Annotated in this window: 15 protein-coding genes; 10 read left to right on the top strand and 5 right to left on the bottom strand. The window is 60.2% G+C overall.

Annotation, left to right across the window (positions count from 1 at the left end):
• Positions 1–330: 330 nt before the first annotated feature.
• Positions 331–879: an RNA polymerase factor sigma-70 gene (locus tag SB725_RS22625; protein ID WP_027925770.1), complete on the top strand. Its 549-nt coding sequence runs from the start codon at positions 331–333 to the stop codon at positions 877–879.
• 155 nt (positions 880–1,034) lie between these two features.
• On the opposite strand, the gene SB725_RS22620 is transcribed toward SB725_RS22625, so the two are convergent.
• The 3 genes from SB725_RS22620 to SB725_RS22610 form a co-directional block, all read right to left on the bottom strand.
• Positions 1,035–2,048 (bottom strand): GNAT family N-acetyltransferase, encoded by a 1,014-nt coding sequence (locus SB725_RS22620; protein WP_027925769.1) that lies wholly within the window; start codon positions 2,046–2,048, stop codon positions 1,035–1,037.
• Positions 2,049–2,142: 94 nt separating this feature from the next.
• Positions 2,143–2,937, bottom strand: a complete 795-nt coding sequence (locus tag SB725_RS22615; RefSeq protein WP_027925768.1) for a substrate-binding periplasmic protein — start codon at positions 2,935–2,937, stop codon at positions 2,143–2,145.
• A gap of 92 nt (positions 2,938–3,029) precedes the next feature.
• The gene (locus SB725_RS22610; protein WP_027925767.1) at positions 3,030–3,656 is read right to left on the bottom strand and encodes a TetR/AcrR family transcriptional regulator; all 627 of its coding nucleotides are present in this window, start codon (positions 3,654–3,656) and stop codon (positions 3,030–3,032) included.
• A gap of 191 nt (positions 3,657–3,847) precedes the next feature.
• Here SB725_RS22610 and SB725_RS22605 point away from each other — a divergent pair, with 191 nt between their 5' ends.
• From SB725_RS22605 to SB725_RS22570, 8 genes are all read left to right on the top strand, one after another.
• Entirely contained in the window at positions 3,848–5,638 is a 1,791-nt protein-coding gene (locus SB725_RS22605; protein WP_410922602.1) for an acyclic terpene utilization AtuA family protein, read from the top strand.
• Between the two features lie 12 nt (positions 5,639–5,650).
• Complete coding sequence (locus tag SB725_RS22600; RefSeq protein ID WP_410922593.1) at positions 5,651–6,520, top strand: SDR family oxidoreductase; 870 nt, start codon at positions 5,651–5,653, stop codon at positions 6,518–6,520.
• Between the two features lie 3 nt (positions 6,521–6,523).
• The gene (atuC, locus tag SB725_RS22595; RefSeq protein ID WP_059182417.1) at positions 6,524–8,140 is read left to right on the top strand and encodes a geranyl-CoA carboxylase subunit beta; all 1,617 of its coding nucleotides are present in this window, start codon (positions 6,524–6,526) and stop codon (positions 8,138–8,140) included.
• Positions 8,141–8,165: 25 nt separating this feature from the next.
• Positions 8,166–9,323, top strand: coding sequence for a citronellyl-CoA dehydrogenase (gene atuD / locus SB725_RS22590; RefSeq protein ID WP_027925763.1), 1,158 nt, complete (start codon positions 8,166–8,168; stop codon positions 9,321–9,323).
• Positions 9,320–10,117, top strand: a complete 798-nt coding sequence (locus SB725_RS22585; protein ID WP_410922592.1) for an enoyl-CoA hydratase/isomerase family protein — start codon at positions 9,320–9,322, stop codon at positions 10,115–10,117. Before atuD ends, SB725_RS22585 begins: the two co-directional genes overlap by 4 nt.
• Before the next feature lie 109 nt (positions 10,118–10,226).
• A complete protein-coding gene (locus tag SB725_RS22580; protein ID WP_410922591.1) occupies positions 10,227–12,188 on the top strand; it encodes an acetyl/propionyl/methylcrotonyl-CoA carboxylase subunit alpha in 1,962 nt (653 codons plus the stop codon).
• A gap of 71 nt (positions 12,189–12,259) precedes the next feature.
• Positions 12,260–12,802, top strand: coding sequence for an exonuclease domain-containing protein (locus tag SB725_RS22575; protein ID WP_027925760.1), 543 nt, complete (start codon positions 12,260–12,262; stop codon positions 12,800–12,802).
• A gap of 69 nt (positions 12,803–12,871) precedes the next feature.
• Positions 12,872–13,156 (top strand): pyrimidine/purine nucleoside phosphorylase, encoded by a 285-nt coding sequence (locus SB725_RS22570; protein ID WP_007940055.1) that lies wholly within the window; start codon positions 12,872–12,874, stop codon positions 13,154–13,156.
• A gap of 71 nt (positions 13,157–13,227) precedes the next feature.
• Here the strand turns inward: SB725_RS22570 and SB725_RS22565 are convergent, their stop codons facing one another.
• Positions 13,228–14,034, bottom strand: coding sequence for an MOSC domain-containing protein (locus SB725_RS22565; RefSeq protein ID WP_059182415.1), 807 nt, complete (start codon positions 14,032–14,034; stop codon positions 13,228–13,230).
• Between the two features lie 149 nt (positions 14,035–14,183).
• Positions 14,184–15,119, bottom strand: a complete 936-nt coding sequence (locus SB725_RS22560; RefSeq protein ID WP_027925758.1) for a chemotaxis protein CheV — start codon at positions 15,117–15,119, stop codon at positions 14,184–14,186.
• A gap of 462 nt (positions 15,120–15,581) precedes the next feature.
• On the opposite strand from SB725_RS22560, the gene SB725_RS22555 reads away from it, so the two are divergent.
• Entirely contained in the window at positions 15,582–16,052 is a 471-nt protein-coding gene (locus SB725_RS22555) for a hypothetical protein (RefSeq protein WP_027925757.1), read from the top strand.
• The last annotated feature ends 25 nt before the right edge of the window (positions 16,053–16,077 follow it).

Here is a 16,077-nt window from a genome sequence, read left to right as displayed (position 1 = left end):
CGCCCCATGGGAAGGCGTGCAGGACGCGGTCTTCGCCGACCGCGCAAGGCTTTGGGAATGCGGCTGTGGCCGGAATTTGCCCGGCGCCTTTCACCAATGAGAACGGATGACGTCTGCAAATAATTAGTCGACAGGCCGGATAGCCAGTGGGGATGGAGGGTGCAAGCGAGGACGTCGGCGTGCGGCAGTTCGCACTTTGCACCAACGAGGCGCATTACTTCTCTTTCTCAATTGACAATCATTATCATTCAGCCTAATTTGTCGCTCGACGTGTCGGGCGGCACGGGTTTCGTGCCGTCCCACCAACCTATTGGCAGCAGGGTGATTTCCATGACGGAACAAGTATCCACAAGCAGGTGCGATTCACCGCTACTTCAGGCCTTCGTCGACAATCGACTGATTCTGGTCAAGATTGCAGCCCGCATTACCGGTTGCCGGTCACGCGCCGAAGACGTAGTGCAGGATGCCTTTTTCCGGCTGCAATCCGCACCGGCGATCACCTCCTCGTTCAAGGCGCAGCTCAGCTACCTGTTCCAGATCGTGCGCAACCTGGCGATCGACCACTACCGCAAGCAGGCGCTGGAGCAGAAGTATTCCGGCCCTGAAGAGGAAGGTCTGAACGTGGTGATCCAAGGTGCTTCACCCGAAACCTCGCACATCAACTTCTCGACTCTTGAGCACATTGCCGATGCGCTGACGGAGCTGCCAAGCCGCACCCGCTACGCCTTTGAGATGTACCGCCTGCACGGGGTGCCGCAGAAGGACATCGCCAAGGAACTCGGCGTATCGCCGACCCTGGTGAACTTCATGATTCGTGATGCGCTGGTGCATTGCCGCAAGGTGTCGGGGAGTCGGGCGGATACTTTTGCTCGTCGTTAAGATCTGGATTCTGTGGTGCCCCCATCGCGAGCAGGCTCACTCCTACAATAGATCTCCAGTGTTCACGAATAGTGTGTTCACCATAGATCCAATGTAGGCGTGAGCCTGCTCGCGATGGCTGACTCAAGACCAGTACAGGTCTTGAGCCATAAACATCAAGTCAACCGGCACCGATCAAAAAACCGCTCCCGCCCCACCGCCATCAACGCCGCCCGCTTGTGCGGGAAGTCGAACTCTTTCTCGCAGTAAAAACCCTGCCCCTGCATGTGCCCGATCATCTTCGCGTTATCCGCGCGAGGCTCGGCCACCACCCGTTGCGTGCGCGGGTCGTCAAGAAACAGGTAATGCACCAGCGCCGATAACCAGCTCGCCACTTTGTGCGGCCCCCGGTGGTTTTCTTCACCCACCAGCATGTGGATGCCCCGGTCGTAATCATCGACGTCATAGAACGGCGCGATGCGATCTTCCCTGGCCCAATACGCTTCGAAGTAGGCAAACGGCTGATCATCGAAACAGCCGACCAGGGTGACCGTGTGCGGGTCCGCCGCCAGTTTTTCCAGGTAGTCGCGATGCTGTTCGAGACTGCCCTCCTCCTGCCAGAAACTCGCCACGCGCGGGCTGTTCTGCCAGCGATTGAAACGCTCCAGGTCCAATTCAATGTCTACCGTGCGCAGGGAAATCCAGGCACCGAGGCGCGCATCAAAACGCCGATAGACTTCGCCCCGCGGCTTCGGTGGGCGCAGCGGATGACGCTTGCCGTTGCTGATGACCCTATGCTGCGGATAACTGACGACCAGCGATTCACCCAGCCATGGCTGAGGTATTTGCCAGAACAGGGTGCGCAAACAGTGATATTGGCCGGCGATTTCGGTGGGAATCAGCAATCCGCTGAGCAGTACATCGGTGGGCACTTCATCGAGTTGCCAGGTCAGGCACTGGCAAGCGGGATCACGAGCAAACAGCCAATAACACGCCGCCCGGATGCCGTGTTCGAGCGGTTGGCCAAAATGCTCTTCCACTTGCACCTGTAACTCGGGCTCGCGGGTCAGGCGCAGCTGGATCAACGGCTGACCTTGCAGGCTGAGGTGCAGGCGGTTTTCGCTTTCATCCGCTACAAGCGGCCCTTCGGCAGGCAGGGCCAGGCCAGTCAGGTCATTCAAATCGGGCATGGGTCGGGCTCACGTTAGTCGTCGACAGTTCAACGATGTGACGTGAGCCGGGCCCGGAAATTTAAGACACGTGCGTAAATACTGTGGCGCGATATCAGTTTCGCGGTACCGGCACTACGGCGATTTTGTACGGATCAAAAATCTTCAGCATCTGGCCGTTGTCGCGCAACCCTTGCAGCAATTTGCCGAACGCTTCGCCAGTGATCGGCGCGGAGGGGCGGAGGATGGCGTAGTGGTGATAGACCTGATCGATGCGCTGGGACACCAGCAGTTGATCGCCGACCTTCTCATTACGCAGCAGGTAATCGCTCAGGTACGAGCGCGTCACCAAGGCAATGTCCGCCCGCCCGCGCAACACCATCAACAAGTTGCTGTCGTGGGAATAGGTCAGCGTCGCGTTGTAGTTTTGCGCAAGGAATTTCGGGTCGGCATTGAAATTGGCGAATTCGTAGTGATAGCCGCTGAACAGGGCCAGGCGCTTGCCGGTGAGGTCGACAAAATAGTTCTGCAGTCGTTCCGGCAGGCGTTGCGCGACGAAAATCTCGGCGTCTTCAAGCCCCATGTCAACGCTGGTGTGGGGAATGTCCTGCCAGCCCCAATCCGGGTTTTCGAAAATCGCCATGTCGACCCGGCCCTGCTTGAAATCACCGAAGCGCCGGGGAATGGAGGTGGGCACCAGGACAAACTGGTAATCGCTTTGCTCGCGATTCAACGCCTCGACCAGCTGAGGCAGCAGGCCGGTGTCGACACCGGTTTCCGGGCGAATGGTGTAGGGCGGAAAATGCGCCGCCCCCACTCGCACCAGTTGTGCAGCGTGGGACGGCAATACCCAGAGCGCCGCAAGCGACGCCAGCAAAAGCCGCGAAGCCGTCCTGATTGGCGAAGACATCAAAACAACCCACTCCCCAAAAAAATACGCATCAATGCATTCAAGCTAGGCGGTTTCGGCCACTTAGCCAGTTTCCTTAGATTGGCACAACCTTATTGTTTTTCTTCCAGCACGAGAATCAAGGCTTCCTCGGCCAATTGATCGAGGCTCATGCTGCCGTCAGCGCGAAACCAGGTGGTGGTCCACGACAATGCACCCGTCAGGAAACGCCGCGTGATGAACACATCGCCGCGAATGAAACCCGCCTCTTTGGCTTCGCCCAACACCTGCAGCCAGAGTTCTTCATAAATATCACGCAGTGCCAATACCTGCGCCTGCCCGTCTTCGGACAACGAGCGCCATTCATACACCAGCACCGCCATGGCTTCGCCGCTGCCACCCATGATCGACTGCAATTCACAACGAATCAGCGCCAGCACTCGCTCGCGGACGTTGCTGGACTCGGCCAGGGCCGCCCGCATCAACGCAGTGTTGTAGCGGATGGTCTCTTCCATCACGGCGCGAAGGATTTCGTCCTTGCTTTTGAAGTGATGAAAAATGCTGCCTGACTGGATGCCCACGGCGCCCGCCAGATCGCGCACCGTGGTGCGTTCATAACCTTTGTTGCGGAACAGGTGAGCCGCCACTTGCAGCAGTTTGCCGCGGGCGCTGTCCGGGTCGGTCAACTGGCCGTTGTCGACCAATTCGCGCATGACCCTCAGGGCTTTTTGCTCGTCCACCCGTTCTCTCCTACAGTCGATCAATCAAATACGCCGCTCGCCGCTGAAATAACGGGGGTTGCGCGGGCAATTTAAGCTGGCAACGACCACCAAGCAAGCGCTCGGGCAGAAGATATTTCAGGCGTTTACAAACCAAGCGCTTGCTTGGTAGTCTCGATGCACTTCACTGGGAGGTGGCTATGCAGTTGACTGTGCCTAAAACGATTCGCATCGGCTGCGCCAGCGCCTTCTGGGGCGACACCTCGACCGCTGCCGCGCAACTGGTGGAAGGTGGACGCCTGGACTACCTGGTCTTCGACTACCTGGCCGAAATAACCATGTCGATCATGGCCGGCGCACGGATGAAAGACCCGCAGGCCGGCTATGCGGGGGACTTCATCGAAGTCCTCAGCCCATTGCTGGGGCAACTTGCCGAACAGAAGATTCGTGTCATCAGCAACGCCGGCGGCGTCAATCCACTCGCCTGCGCCGCCGCCCTGCAAGCCGCCTGCGACAAGGCCGGTGTGGCGCTGAAAATCGCCGTGTTGCTGGGCGATGACCTGCAACCGCAATTCAAACAGCTGAGTAGCCTCGGCCTTTATGAAATGTTCAGCGGCGCGCCGTTACCGCCCCTGTGCGTATCGACCAACGCCTACCTCGGCGCGCCGGGCATCGTTGAAGCCTTGCGCCTGGGTGCGGACATCGTGATCACCGGGCGCGTGGTCGACAGCGCCGTGGTCAGCGCGGCACTGGTGCATGAATTCGGCTGGTCCTGGCACGACTACGACAAACTCGCCCAAGCGGCGCTGGCCGGCCACATCATCGAATGCGGCGCCCAGTGCACCGGCGGCAATTTCACCGACTGGCGCGAAGTGCCCGACTACGAACACATCGGCTTCCCTATCGTCGAGGTCAGCGCCGACAGCCAGTTCATCGTCAGCAAACCGGAAGGCTCTGGCGGCCTGGTCACGCCACTGACCGTCGGCGAGCAGATGCTTTATGAAATCGGCGATCCACGGGCTTACCTGCTGCCGGATGTGGTCTGCGATTTCACTCAGGTCAAACTTCAGCAACAGGGCAAAAACGCGGTTCAGGTGCATGGCGCGAAGGGCTTGCCGCCAACCGATCAGTACAAGGTCAGCGCGACGTACCCGGACGGTTTCCGCTGCACCGCCAGTTGCTTGATTGCAGGCATCGATGCGGTGGACAAGGCGCGACGGGTCAGCGAAGCGATCATCAACAAGACCTCGGATATTTTCCGCCAGCGCGGCTGGGCGCCCTACAGCGAAGTGAACATCGAACTGCTCGGCAGCGAGGCCACCTACGGCCCCCACGGCCAGCGCACGGACAGCCGCGAAGTGGTGATCAAACTCGCTGTGCGTCACCCGAGCAAACAGGCCTTGATCGTGTTCTCCCGGGAAATCGCCCAGGCTGCAACCGGCATGGCGCCGGGGCTGACCGGGATCGTCGGCGGGCGGCCAACGGTGTATCCGCTGATCCGGCTGTTCTCCTTCCTTATCGACAAAACCGCCTGCACGCTGGACATTGATTTCAACGGCCGGCGCCACCCCTGCGCCCTGCCCGCCGTCGATGTGCTCGACCCGGATGACTTACCTGTCCCGTTCGACCCACCGCAGCCCAGCGACCGCGCCGACGCCAGCGTGGCCCTGATCAGACTCGCGGTCGCGCGCTCCGGCGACAAGGGCAATCACAGTAACATCGGCGTCATGGCCCGCGAGCCCGAGTACCTGCCGTGGATCGCCGAAGCGCTGACGCCGGAGGTCATGGTCGACTGGATGAGCCACGTCCTCGACCCCGTTCACGGGCGCGTGGAGCGCTGGTATTTGCCGGGCACCCACAGCCTGAATTTTCTACTGGAGAACGCCCTCGGCGGCGGTGGCGTGGCCAGCCTGCGGATCGACCCGCAAGGCAAGGCCTTCGCCCAGCAGCTGCTGGAAATCCAGATTCCGGTGCCGCAGCGCATCGCCGACCAGGTCAACTAGAGGACTGCCGCCATGGCTTACGATTCGATCTTCAAAACCGATCTGTTTGCGGGCCAAACCATTCTTGTCACCGGTGGCGGCAGCGGCATCGGCCGTTGCACCGCCCATGAACTGGCAGCGCTGGGCGCGCATGTGCTGCTGGTCGGGCGCAAGGCCGACAAGTTGAAAAGCGTTGCCGCCGAGATTGCCGAAGACGGCGGCAAGGCGGATTGGGCCGTGTGCGATATTCGCGAGGAAGATGCAGTCAAGCATCTGGTCAGCGAACTGATTCGCAAATACGGGCCGATCCACGGTCTGGTCAACAACGCCGGCGGGCAATTCCCGTCACCGTTGGCCTCAATCAATCAGAAAGGTTTCGAAACCGTGGTCCGCACCAATCTGGTCGGCGGTTTCCTGATGGCCCGGGAAGTGTTCAATCAATCCATGAGCAAGCATGGCGGCGCCATCGTCAACATGCTTGCCGACATGTGGGGCGGCATGCCCGGCATGGGCCATTCAGGCGCGGCGCGCGCGGGCATGGATAACCTGACCAAGACTGCCGCCTTCGAATGGGGTTACGCCGGGGTGCGGGTCAACGCGGTGGCGCCGGGGTGGGTCGCGTCCAGCGGCATGGACACTTACGAAGGCGCTTTCAAAGCGGTGATACCGACCTTGCGCGAACACGTGCCGCTGAAACGCATCGGCACCGAATCGGAAGTCAGCGCTGCAATTGTGTTCCTGCTCAGCCCGGCCGCGGCATTTGTCAGCGGCAGCACCTTGCGCATCGACGGTGGCGCCAGCCTCGGCGGGCGCGCGTGGCCGATCCACAAGGCTACGAACAGCGAGTCGTACAACGGTTTTCACCGCGCGTACTTACCTGACGTGCTCAAGGACAAGGAATAAGCCATGCCGGTGATTCAATCGCAAGTGGACCCGTTCAGCGCGCAGTTCGCCCAGAACCGCGACGCGATGCTGGCCGTGATCGAACACGTGCGCCAGCTCGAACAGAACCTGTTGAACAAGGCAGCCGAAGCCAAGCCGAAATTCGACAAGCGTGGCCAACTGCTGCCGCGTGAACGCCTCAACCTGCTGCTCGACCCCGGCGCGCCGTTCCTCGAACTGGCGAGCCTGGCGGGCTACAAGCTGCACGACGACAAGGACGGCAGCGCAGCCGGTGGTGGTTTGATCGCCGGGATCGGTTACGTGTCCGGCGTCCGCGTGCTCGTGGTGGCAAACAACAGCGCGATCAAGGGCGGGACCATTTCCCCCAGCGGATTGAAAAAGTCCCTGCGCCTGCAGCAGATCGCCATGGAGAACAAACTGCCGGTGATCACCCTCGCCGAAAGCGGTGGCGCCAACCTGAATTACGCCGCGGACATTTTCGTCGAAGGCGCGCGCAGCTTTGCCAATCAGGCGCGGATGTCGGCCATGGGATTACCGCAGATTACCGTGGTGCATGGCTCGGCCACTGCGGGCGGCGCTTATCAGCCGGGATTGTCGGATTACGTGGTGGTCGTGCGCGGCAAGGCCAAGCTGTTTCTCGCCGGCCCGCCACTGCTGAAAGCGGCAACCGGGGAAGTCGCCACCGACGAAGAACTCGGCGGCGCCGAGATGCATGCGCAAACCGCTGGCACCGCCGAGTACCTGGCCGAGAACGATGCCGACGGCGTGCGCCAGGTGCGCGAGATCGTCGGCCTGTTGCCCTGGAACGATCAGTTGCCCTGGCGTCCGGTACATCGCTGGGAAGAACCGCTCTACCCCATCGACGAGCTGCTGGGCCTGATCCCGGACGACCCGAAAAAACCCTATGACGTGCGCGAGATCATCGCCCGTATCGCCGACGGTTCGAACTTCCTCGAATTCAAGGCTGAGTTTGATCAGCAGACCGTCTGCGGCCACCTGAAAATCCAGGGCCGTGCCTGCGGCTTCATCGGCAACAACGGCCCGATCACGCCCAAGGGTGCGAGCAAGGCCGCGCAGTTCATTCAGCTGTGCGACCAGAGCCAGACGCCGCTGCTGTTTTTCCACAACACCACCGGGTTCATGGTCGGCACCGAATCGGAACAGCAAGGCGTGATCAAACATGGCGCGAAGATGATTCAAGCAGTAGCAAATGCCCGGGTGCCAAAACTGACGATTGTCGTCGGCGGCTCTTATGGTGCCGGCAACTATGCGATGTGCGGGCGCGGCCTCGACCCGCGTTTCATCTTCGCCTGGCCCAACAGCCGCACGGCCGTGATGGGCGGTGCCCAGGCCGGCAAGGTGCTGCGGATTGTCACCGAAGCCAAACAGCTCAAGGACGGTCTGGTGCCGGACCCGAAAATGCTCGACATGCTGGAACAGGTCACCGCACAGAAACTCGACAGCCAGTCCACCGCCCTCTACGGCAGTGCCAACCTGTGGGACGACGGGCTGATCGATCCGCGGGACACGCGGACGTTGCTCGGTTACGTGCTGGATATCTGTCACGAGGCCGAGGTGCGGCCGCTGCAAACCAACAGTTTTGGCGTCGCCAGGTTCTAGACCGGCCTTTAGGAGAACAATAAAAATGATCTTCACCCAGGAACACGAAGCACTGCGCCGCACCGTGCGCCAGTTCGTCGATCACGAGATCAACCCCCACGTCGAGGAATGGGAAAAGGCCGGTCGTTTCCCCATCCATGAAATCTTTCGCAAAGCCGGTGACCTCGGCCTGCTGGGAATTTCCAAACCGGAAAAATTCGGTGGCATGGGGCTGGATTACAGCTATTCGATTGCCGCGGCCGAAGAGTTCGGCACCATCCATTGCGGCGGCATTCCGATGTCCATCGGCGTGCAGACCGACATGTGCACGCCCGCCCTCGCCCGCTTCGGCTCCGATGAATTGCGTGAAGAATTCCTGCGCCCGGCGATTACCGGCGAACAGGTCGGTTGCATCGGCGTTTCCGAAGTCGGTGCCGGCTCCGACGTCGCCGGGCTGAAAACCACTGCCCGCAAGGATGGCGACGATTACGTGATCAACGGCAGCAAGATGTGGATCACCAACTCGCCCAGCGCCGATTTCATCTGCCTGCTGGCCAACACCTCGGACGACAAACCGCACATCAACAAGTCGCTGATCATGGTGCCGATGAACACCCCCGGCATCAGCCTCAGCTCGCACCTGGACAAACTCGGCATGCGCAGCTCGGAAACCGCCCAGGTGTTTTTCGACAATGTGCGTGTGCCGCAACGCAACCGCATCGGCCATGAAGGCGCCGGGTTCATGATGCAAATGCTGCAATTCCAGGAGGAACGGCTGTTCGGCGCGGCGAACATGATCAAGGGCCTGGAGTATTGCGTCGACAGCACCATCGAGTACTGCAAGGAGCGCAAAACCTTCGGCAATGCGCTGATCGACAACCAGGTGATCCACTTCCGTCTGGCCGAGCTGCAAACCGAAATCGAATGCCTGCGGGCGCTGGTCTATCAGGCCACCGAGCAATACATCAAAGGCCAGGATGTCACTCGCCTGGCCTCCATGGCCAAGCTCAAGGCCGGGCGTCTGGGCCGTGAAGTCAGCGACAGTTGCCTGCAATATTGGGGCGGCATGGGTTTCATGTGGGACAACCCGGTGGCCCGCGCTTACCGCGATGTGCGGCTGGTGTCGATTGGCGGTGGCGCCGATGAAATCATGCTGGGGATCATCTGCAAACTCATGGGTATTCTGCCGGGGAAAAAGAAATGAGCACCCTGCCCGATTGCCAGGCGCTGCTGTTGGAGTCGCATAACGGCGTGCTCCACATCACCCTCAATCGTCCGCAAAGCCGCAATGCGATGAGTCTGCACATGGTCGCCGAACTGCGCGCGGTCCTTGCGGCGGTGCGTGATGATCGTGCGGTTCGGGCCTTGGTGATTGGCGGTGCCGGCGGACATTTCTGTGCCGGTGGCGACATCAAGGACATGGCCAACGCACGCGCTCAAGGTTCGGACGCCTATCGCGAGTTGAACCGGGCCTTTGGCGCACTGCTGCAAGAGGTGCAACACGCGCCGCAAGTGGTGATTACGGTGCTGCAAGGCGCCGTGTTAGGCGGTGGCCTGGGGCTGGCGTGTGTCAGTGATGTCGCCCTGGCCGATCACCTGGCGCAGTTCGGGTTACCGGAAACCAGCCTTGGCTTGCTGCCCGCGCAAATCGCCCCGTTTGTGGTCCAGCGCATCGGCCTGACCCAGACCCGGCGCCTGGCGCTGACCGCCGCGCGTTTCGACGGTACTCAGGCGCGGCGCATGGGCCTGGTGCACTTTGTCGAGCATGACGCGCAAGCGCTGGCCGAACGCCTCGATGAAGTCCTCGCCCATGTGCTGTGCTGCGCGCCGGGGGCGAATGCGACGACTAAAAAACTGTTGCTGGCGAGTGCCGGGCAACCGTCGGATGCACTGTTGGATGACGCGGCGCAGTGGTTTAGCGAAGCGGTGACGGGCGCAGAAGGCATCGAAGGGACGATGGCTTTTGTGCAAAAAAGAAAACCGGGGTGGGCCTCTTAAAAGCATCGCGAGCAGGCTCACTCCTACAGGGGAATGCATTCCAAATGTGGGAGCGGGTTTACTCGCGATGAGGCCATCACATTCACCGCACATATCAAGGAAAGCCTTCATGCCCGCACTCAGAAAAATCCTGATCGCCAACCGCGGTGAAATCGCCTGCCGCCTCCAGCGCACCGCCCAGGCGCTGGGCTATCGCACTGTCGCCATCTTCAGCGACGCCGACGCCGATGCCCTGCACGTACAAATGGCCGACGAAGCCGTCAACATCGGCGCGGCCCCGGTGCAGCAGTCTTACCTGAACATCCCGGCCATCATCGACGCGGCCCGGCGCACCCGTGCCGATGCGATCCACCCCGGCTACGGCTTCCTCTCGGAAAACGCTGGCTTCGCCCTTGCCTGCCGTGACGCGGGTATTACCTTCATCGGCCCCAGCCCCGAAGCCATTGAGCTGATGGGCAGCAAACGCCTGTCGAAAATCGCCATGATCGATGCCGGAGTGCCCTGCGTTAAAGGCTATCAAGGCGCCGAACAGGACGATGCAACCCTGAGTCGTGAAGCTGAACGCATCGGATACCCACTGATGATCAAAGCCAGTGCGGGCGGGGGCGGACGAGGCATGCGCCTGGTACAGGATGCCAGCCAGTTACTGGAACAACTGCGTACTGCACGCTCCGAAGCGCAGCATGGTTTCGGCAGCGACGAACTGATTCTCGAGCAAGCCTTGATCGACCCGCGCCACGTCGAGATTCAATTGTTCGGCGATCAGCACGGCAACCTGATCTACCTCGGCGAACGCGACTGTTCGATCCAGCGCCGCCATCAAAAAGTCATCGAAGAAGCGCCCTGCCCGGTGATGACCGGCGAGTTGCGTCAGGCCATGGGCGAGGCTGCGCTCAAGGCCGGCCGGGCGGTGAATTACGTCGGCGCCGGCACGGTGGAATTTCTGCTGGATGCACGCGGGCAGTTCTACTTTCTGGAGATGAACACCCGGCTGCAGGTGGAACATCCGGTGACCGAACTGATCACCGGGCTGGACCTCGTGGCCTGGCAACTGCTCGTCGCCGAAGGACAACCGCTGCCATTGCGACAGGAGCAGGTTCAGCTCAGCGGGCATGCCATGGAAGTACGTTTGTACGCCGAAGATCCCGCTCACGACTTTCTGCCGCAAACCGGTCAAGTCAAGGCGTGGGAGCCGGCGTTGCACAATGGTGTGCGGATCGATCATGGCCTGATTGAAGGCCAGGACATCAGTCCGTTCTATGACCCGATGCTGGGCAAAATCATCGCCCACGGTGCAACCCGCGAAGAGGCCCGACGCAAGTTGTTGCGGGCGGTGCAGGACAGCGTGCTGCTGGGCGTACAGAGCAATCAGCGCCTGCTTGCCAGTCTGCTGCAACACCCGCAATTCATCAGCGGCGAGTTCAACACCGGGTTCATCCCGACTTGCTTTGCTGACGATCCGTGCTTGCAGGCGCATGTCCCGAGCGCTGCGGAGCTGGCCATCGCTGCGGCGCTGTTCTATCAAGCGTCGGCACAGGCTCACGCGGCACCGCTGAAGGGCTGGCGCAACAATGCCAGCGTGCCCTTGCATTACCGCATCGGCCTGAATGACCAGGATTGGCCGGTGGAATTGAACGCCTCGCCTGACGGGGCGTTTCGGATTCAAGTCGCCGGGCAACTGCTCACATTGAAGATCATCCGTAGCGATGGGCGCTGGGCAATGCTGGAGATTGACGGTATCCACCAGCGTCATGCCTATCGACTCGAAGCCGGGCACCTGTGGTTGTTCGCGCGGCCCGGCAGTTTGAAACTGCTGGATCGGACCCAGGCGCTGGTCAGCAGTCAGGCCAGCGTCAGTTCCGGCACGCTCAAGGCACCGATGGACGGCGCCATCGTCGACGTACTGGTCAGTGAGGGCAGCACGGTCAGCAAAGGCCAGCTATTGGTGGTGCTCGAAGCCATGAAAATGGAGCATCCGCTCAAGTCGGGCATCGACGGCGTGCTCAAACGCTTGCAGGTTCAGGTCGGCGATCAGGTCAAAAATCGTCAGATTTTGTTGGAGGTCGAATAAGCCGCTAGGCGGATCCGCCGGGTTTGGCTACGCTCAAGCCCTATCAGGACGCGGATACCAGGAAACCTGCGATGCCTCACTGGCTGGTGATAGATCTGGAAGCCACCACCGATGAAGGTGGCTGGCCAGTTACGGAAATGGAAATCATCGAAATCGGTGCCACCCTGGTGGACCGCAAAGGTCGCGAACTGGACCACTTCCAGCGTTTCGTGCGGCCACAGCGGCGGCCCTTGCTGACACCGTTTTGCCGGGAGCTGACGCACATCACCCAAGGCAATATCGATACTGCGCAACTGCTGACCGAGGTCTGGCCGGCGTTCGAGCGTTGGCTGGGCCAGCATCATTCACGCCTGGAAGGTTGGGCGAGCTGGGGCGACTACGATCGCAAACAGTTGGTTCAGGAGTGGGAGCGCCTGCAACTCGACAGCGCCTTGAGCCGCGTGCCGCACATGAACCTCAAGCAGCGCTTTGCCAAGGCCAGGCGCCTGGAACGCCCGCTGGGGCTCAATGGCGCCCTGCAACTGGCAGGCATGCAGTTCACCGGACAGCAACACCGGGCACTGGAAGATGCGCGCAATACCGCTCGCTTATTACCGCTGATTCTCCCCTCCTAGAGAGGTGACGACGCTCAAGGCCTTGTGCATACTGGCCGGCCCTTTTTAGCCCTTTTCGAGGAATCGCCCATGTTTAAAGTCAACGAGTACTTCGACGGCACCGTCAAGTCGATCGCCTTTGGCACCGCTGAAGGTCCTGCGACTATTGGCGTCATGGCTCCGGGCGAATACGAATTCGGCACCAGCCAACGTGAAATCATGCACGTGGTCAGCGGCGCCCTGACCGTCAAACTGCCTGACAGCAGCGACTGGGAAACCTTCGCCGCCGGTAGCCAGTTCAACGTGCCCGCCAACAGCAAATTCCAGTTGAAAGTGGCCGTCGACACCGCTTACCTGTGTGAATACCGCGGCTAACCCCCCGGGTTTTCATCGCGATAAAAAAATGCCCGTGTCCAAAGACACGGGCATTTTTCATTCCGGGGCTTTTATTCGAGAATCGTCACCGGCATCCCGACTTCAAGACGACCATTGCTGTCGTTGACCAGATTCTGTCCAAACATCGCGCCGTCGGCCTCGGCACGGTATTTCTGCAACGTGGCCAGCGGTTCCCGGTCATCGCTGCGCTCACCGGTTTGCGGATCGATGGTGGTCAGAATGCACCGAGAGCAGGACTTGACCACCCGAAACTCGACCTCGCCGATGCGAATACGCTTCCAGCTGTCTTCGGCATAGGCTTCGCTGCCCTCGATCACCAGGTTCGGTCGAAAACGCAGCATTTCCAGGGAACGTCCGACCTTTTGCGACAAATCTTCGAGGGACGCCTGCCCGATCAGTAACAATGGATAACCATCGGCGAACGCCACCTGATCATCGTCCTTGCCGTAACCGGCCTCGGTCATGCGCGCACGATCAAGGGGAACCTGCACCAGGCGTGTAGGCTTGCCGATGAACTCACTGACCCAGGCACCCGCCTCGTCACCGGCATCCGGCACGCGCAAGGTGTCGCGCCAGAGGGTGACACCACGCAGCTCAGCGTTGCTGGAGGGCAAGGCGATATCGATCGGCGAGCGGCCCGGGGCGCTGAGGGTCAAGCCGCCTTCGGCATTCCACAACGCCGACAACTGGCTCATGGACGGGACGGCGCGCTGGGTCAGGAAACGTCCGCTGGCCTCATCTACCAGCATCCAGCGTCGATCACCGTCCAGCCCCAGTTTGTCGAGGCCGACCTGTTGCAAGGTTTCACCCTTGCCGGATTTCAACGGATAACGGTAAAGCGCGCTCAGACGCAACATGGCCAGCTCCCTGATGGTCAAAAAAGGCCACCCTATACGAGCTTGGTCACCGAATCAAAGGCTGAAAACAGAGCACTGCCCCCTTGTAGGAGCGAGCCTGCTCCGGGCGGCTCGCTCCTACAGGGAAAGTGGCCAGTCCTTGATCGTGATCAGGCCGGGACTTCGTCGAGCATCAGGCGCTGGCGCACCACGTCGACGAGTTTGTCCGGCTGGAATTTGGAGAGGAAGTTGTCGCAGCCGACTTTCTTCACCATCGAGTCGTTGAAGCTTCCCGACAGGGAGGTGTGCAGGACCACATAAAGGCCGCGCAGACGCGGGTCATTACGGATTTCGGTGGTCAGGCGATAGCCGTCCATTTCCGGCATTTCGGCGTCGGTGAACACCATTAACAGCTTGTCCGTCATGGACACGCCCGTGTCCGCCCAGGCCTTGAGCATGTTCAACGCCTTCAAGCCGTCGCTGGCAATGTGCATCTTCACACCCAACTGGCCCAGGGTGTCGCGCAATTGCGACAGTGCGACATTGGAGTCGTCGACCAGCAGCACTTCACGGCCACGGGCGCGTTCGAGTACCGGATCGTCGAGTTTTTCGCGCGAGACTTTGGCGTTGTACGGCACGATTTCGGCCAGGACTTTCTCGACGTCGATGATTTCCACCAACTGGTCATCGACCTTGCTGATCGCCGTGAGGTAATGCTGGCGACCGGCGCTGGTCGGCGGCGGCAGAATGGCTTCCCAGTTCATGTTGACGATGCGATCCACACCGCCAACCAGGAATGCCTGCACCGAGCGGTTGTACTCGGTGACGATGATCGTGCTGGTCGGGCTCGGGATCAGCGGACGCATGCCGATGGCCTGGGACAGGTCGATCACCGGCAACGTCTGGCCGCGCAAATTGACCACGCCGCAGACGAATGGATGACGCTGTGGCATCAGGGTCAGCTTGGGCAGTTGCAGCACTTCCTGCACTTTAAAGACGTTGATCGCAAACAATTGCCGGCCAGCCAGGCGAAACATGAGAATTTCCAGGCGATTCTCACCCACCAGTTGCGTGCGTTGGTCTACCGTGTCGAGAATGCCGGCCATTAATGACTCCTGGGCTTGTTCTGATTAATTCACTTAAAGAGGGTTATCGGCTGTTATTGCCAAATCTTGACCCTGAGACAAAATGCCACGATCGAGCATTGATGTCACAATAACATCATGGTTTACTGCATCCGCGATTCATCTGCTTCACTCCCGACGGCGCGACCACGGTTTGCACGTTAGGTTCCCTCGTGTAAGGGATTCCCCTATTAACAATCAGGTCCAACCTGATATTCGCGATATCCAATAGCCATTAATGTGACGCCATTCTCATTGCATGAACGGAGTCAGGCTTTTGTGTGCGATCGCAGGTAAGTGGCCATCCACCCTCTCGAGTTCCCAAGCCTGCACTCAGGCCTGCAGGAGCGCGATCTCATGCCGGCATGGCAGCGTCGGGACGTTGGACGTCCTGGTCGACATACGCGACATCCCCTCATTTGACATGACGTTGTGGAGATAAGCATGCCGAAGAAACCCAAGCAGTGGGCTCAGCGTTTGCCAGAGTTTCTTGTCGAGGCGGAAACACTTCTGGCCAAGTCGGAGGAGTGCCTGAGCCATCTGCAGTTGATCAGCAATGACAAGGACGCAATCGATTGCATGCTCAGCAGCCTGCTCAAACTGGCAAGCCGGGCCGATGCCCTGGCGCTGGAAGCCGTGTCGGAGTTTTCCCTGCATATTCACGGTTTACTGAACCACGCCCACCCCCACATTGACCTGCACGAGCACGCCTTGGGCGCGTTGAAGGATTGCTTCACGCTGATGGCCTGGCAACTCGAACTCATCGATCAGACCACCGGGCAGCTCAGCCTGGATGACAGCGAACAGACCTCCCTGATCGAAGCCTTTGCGCTGCAGGTCGGACAGAGTCATTTTCAGTTACCGGTTAATTCCAAACCGTTTACGCTCGTTTCCTATTCGGAACGGCAGGCTTGAATGAGTCTGATAACTTAGCCATGTG

It is taken from the genome of Pseudomonas sp. SIMBA_041 (genome assembly GCF_046535095.1).
GTDB lineage: Bacteria > Pseudomonadota > Gammaproteobacteria > Pseudomonadales > Pseudomonadaceae > Aquipseudomonas > Aquipseudomonas mucoides.
This window is presented reverse-complemented; position numbering and strand designations above follow the sequence as displayed.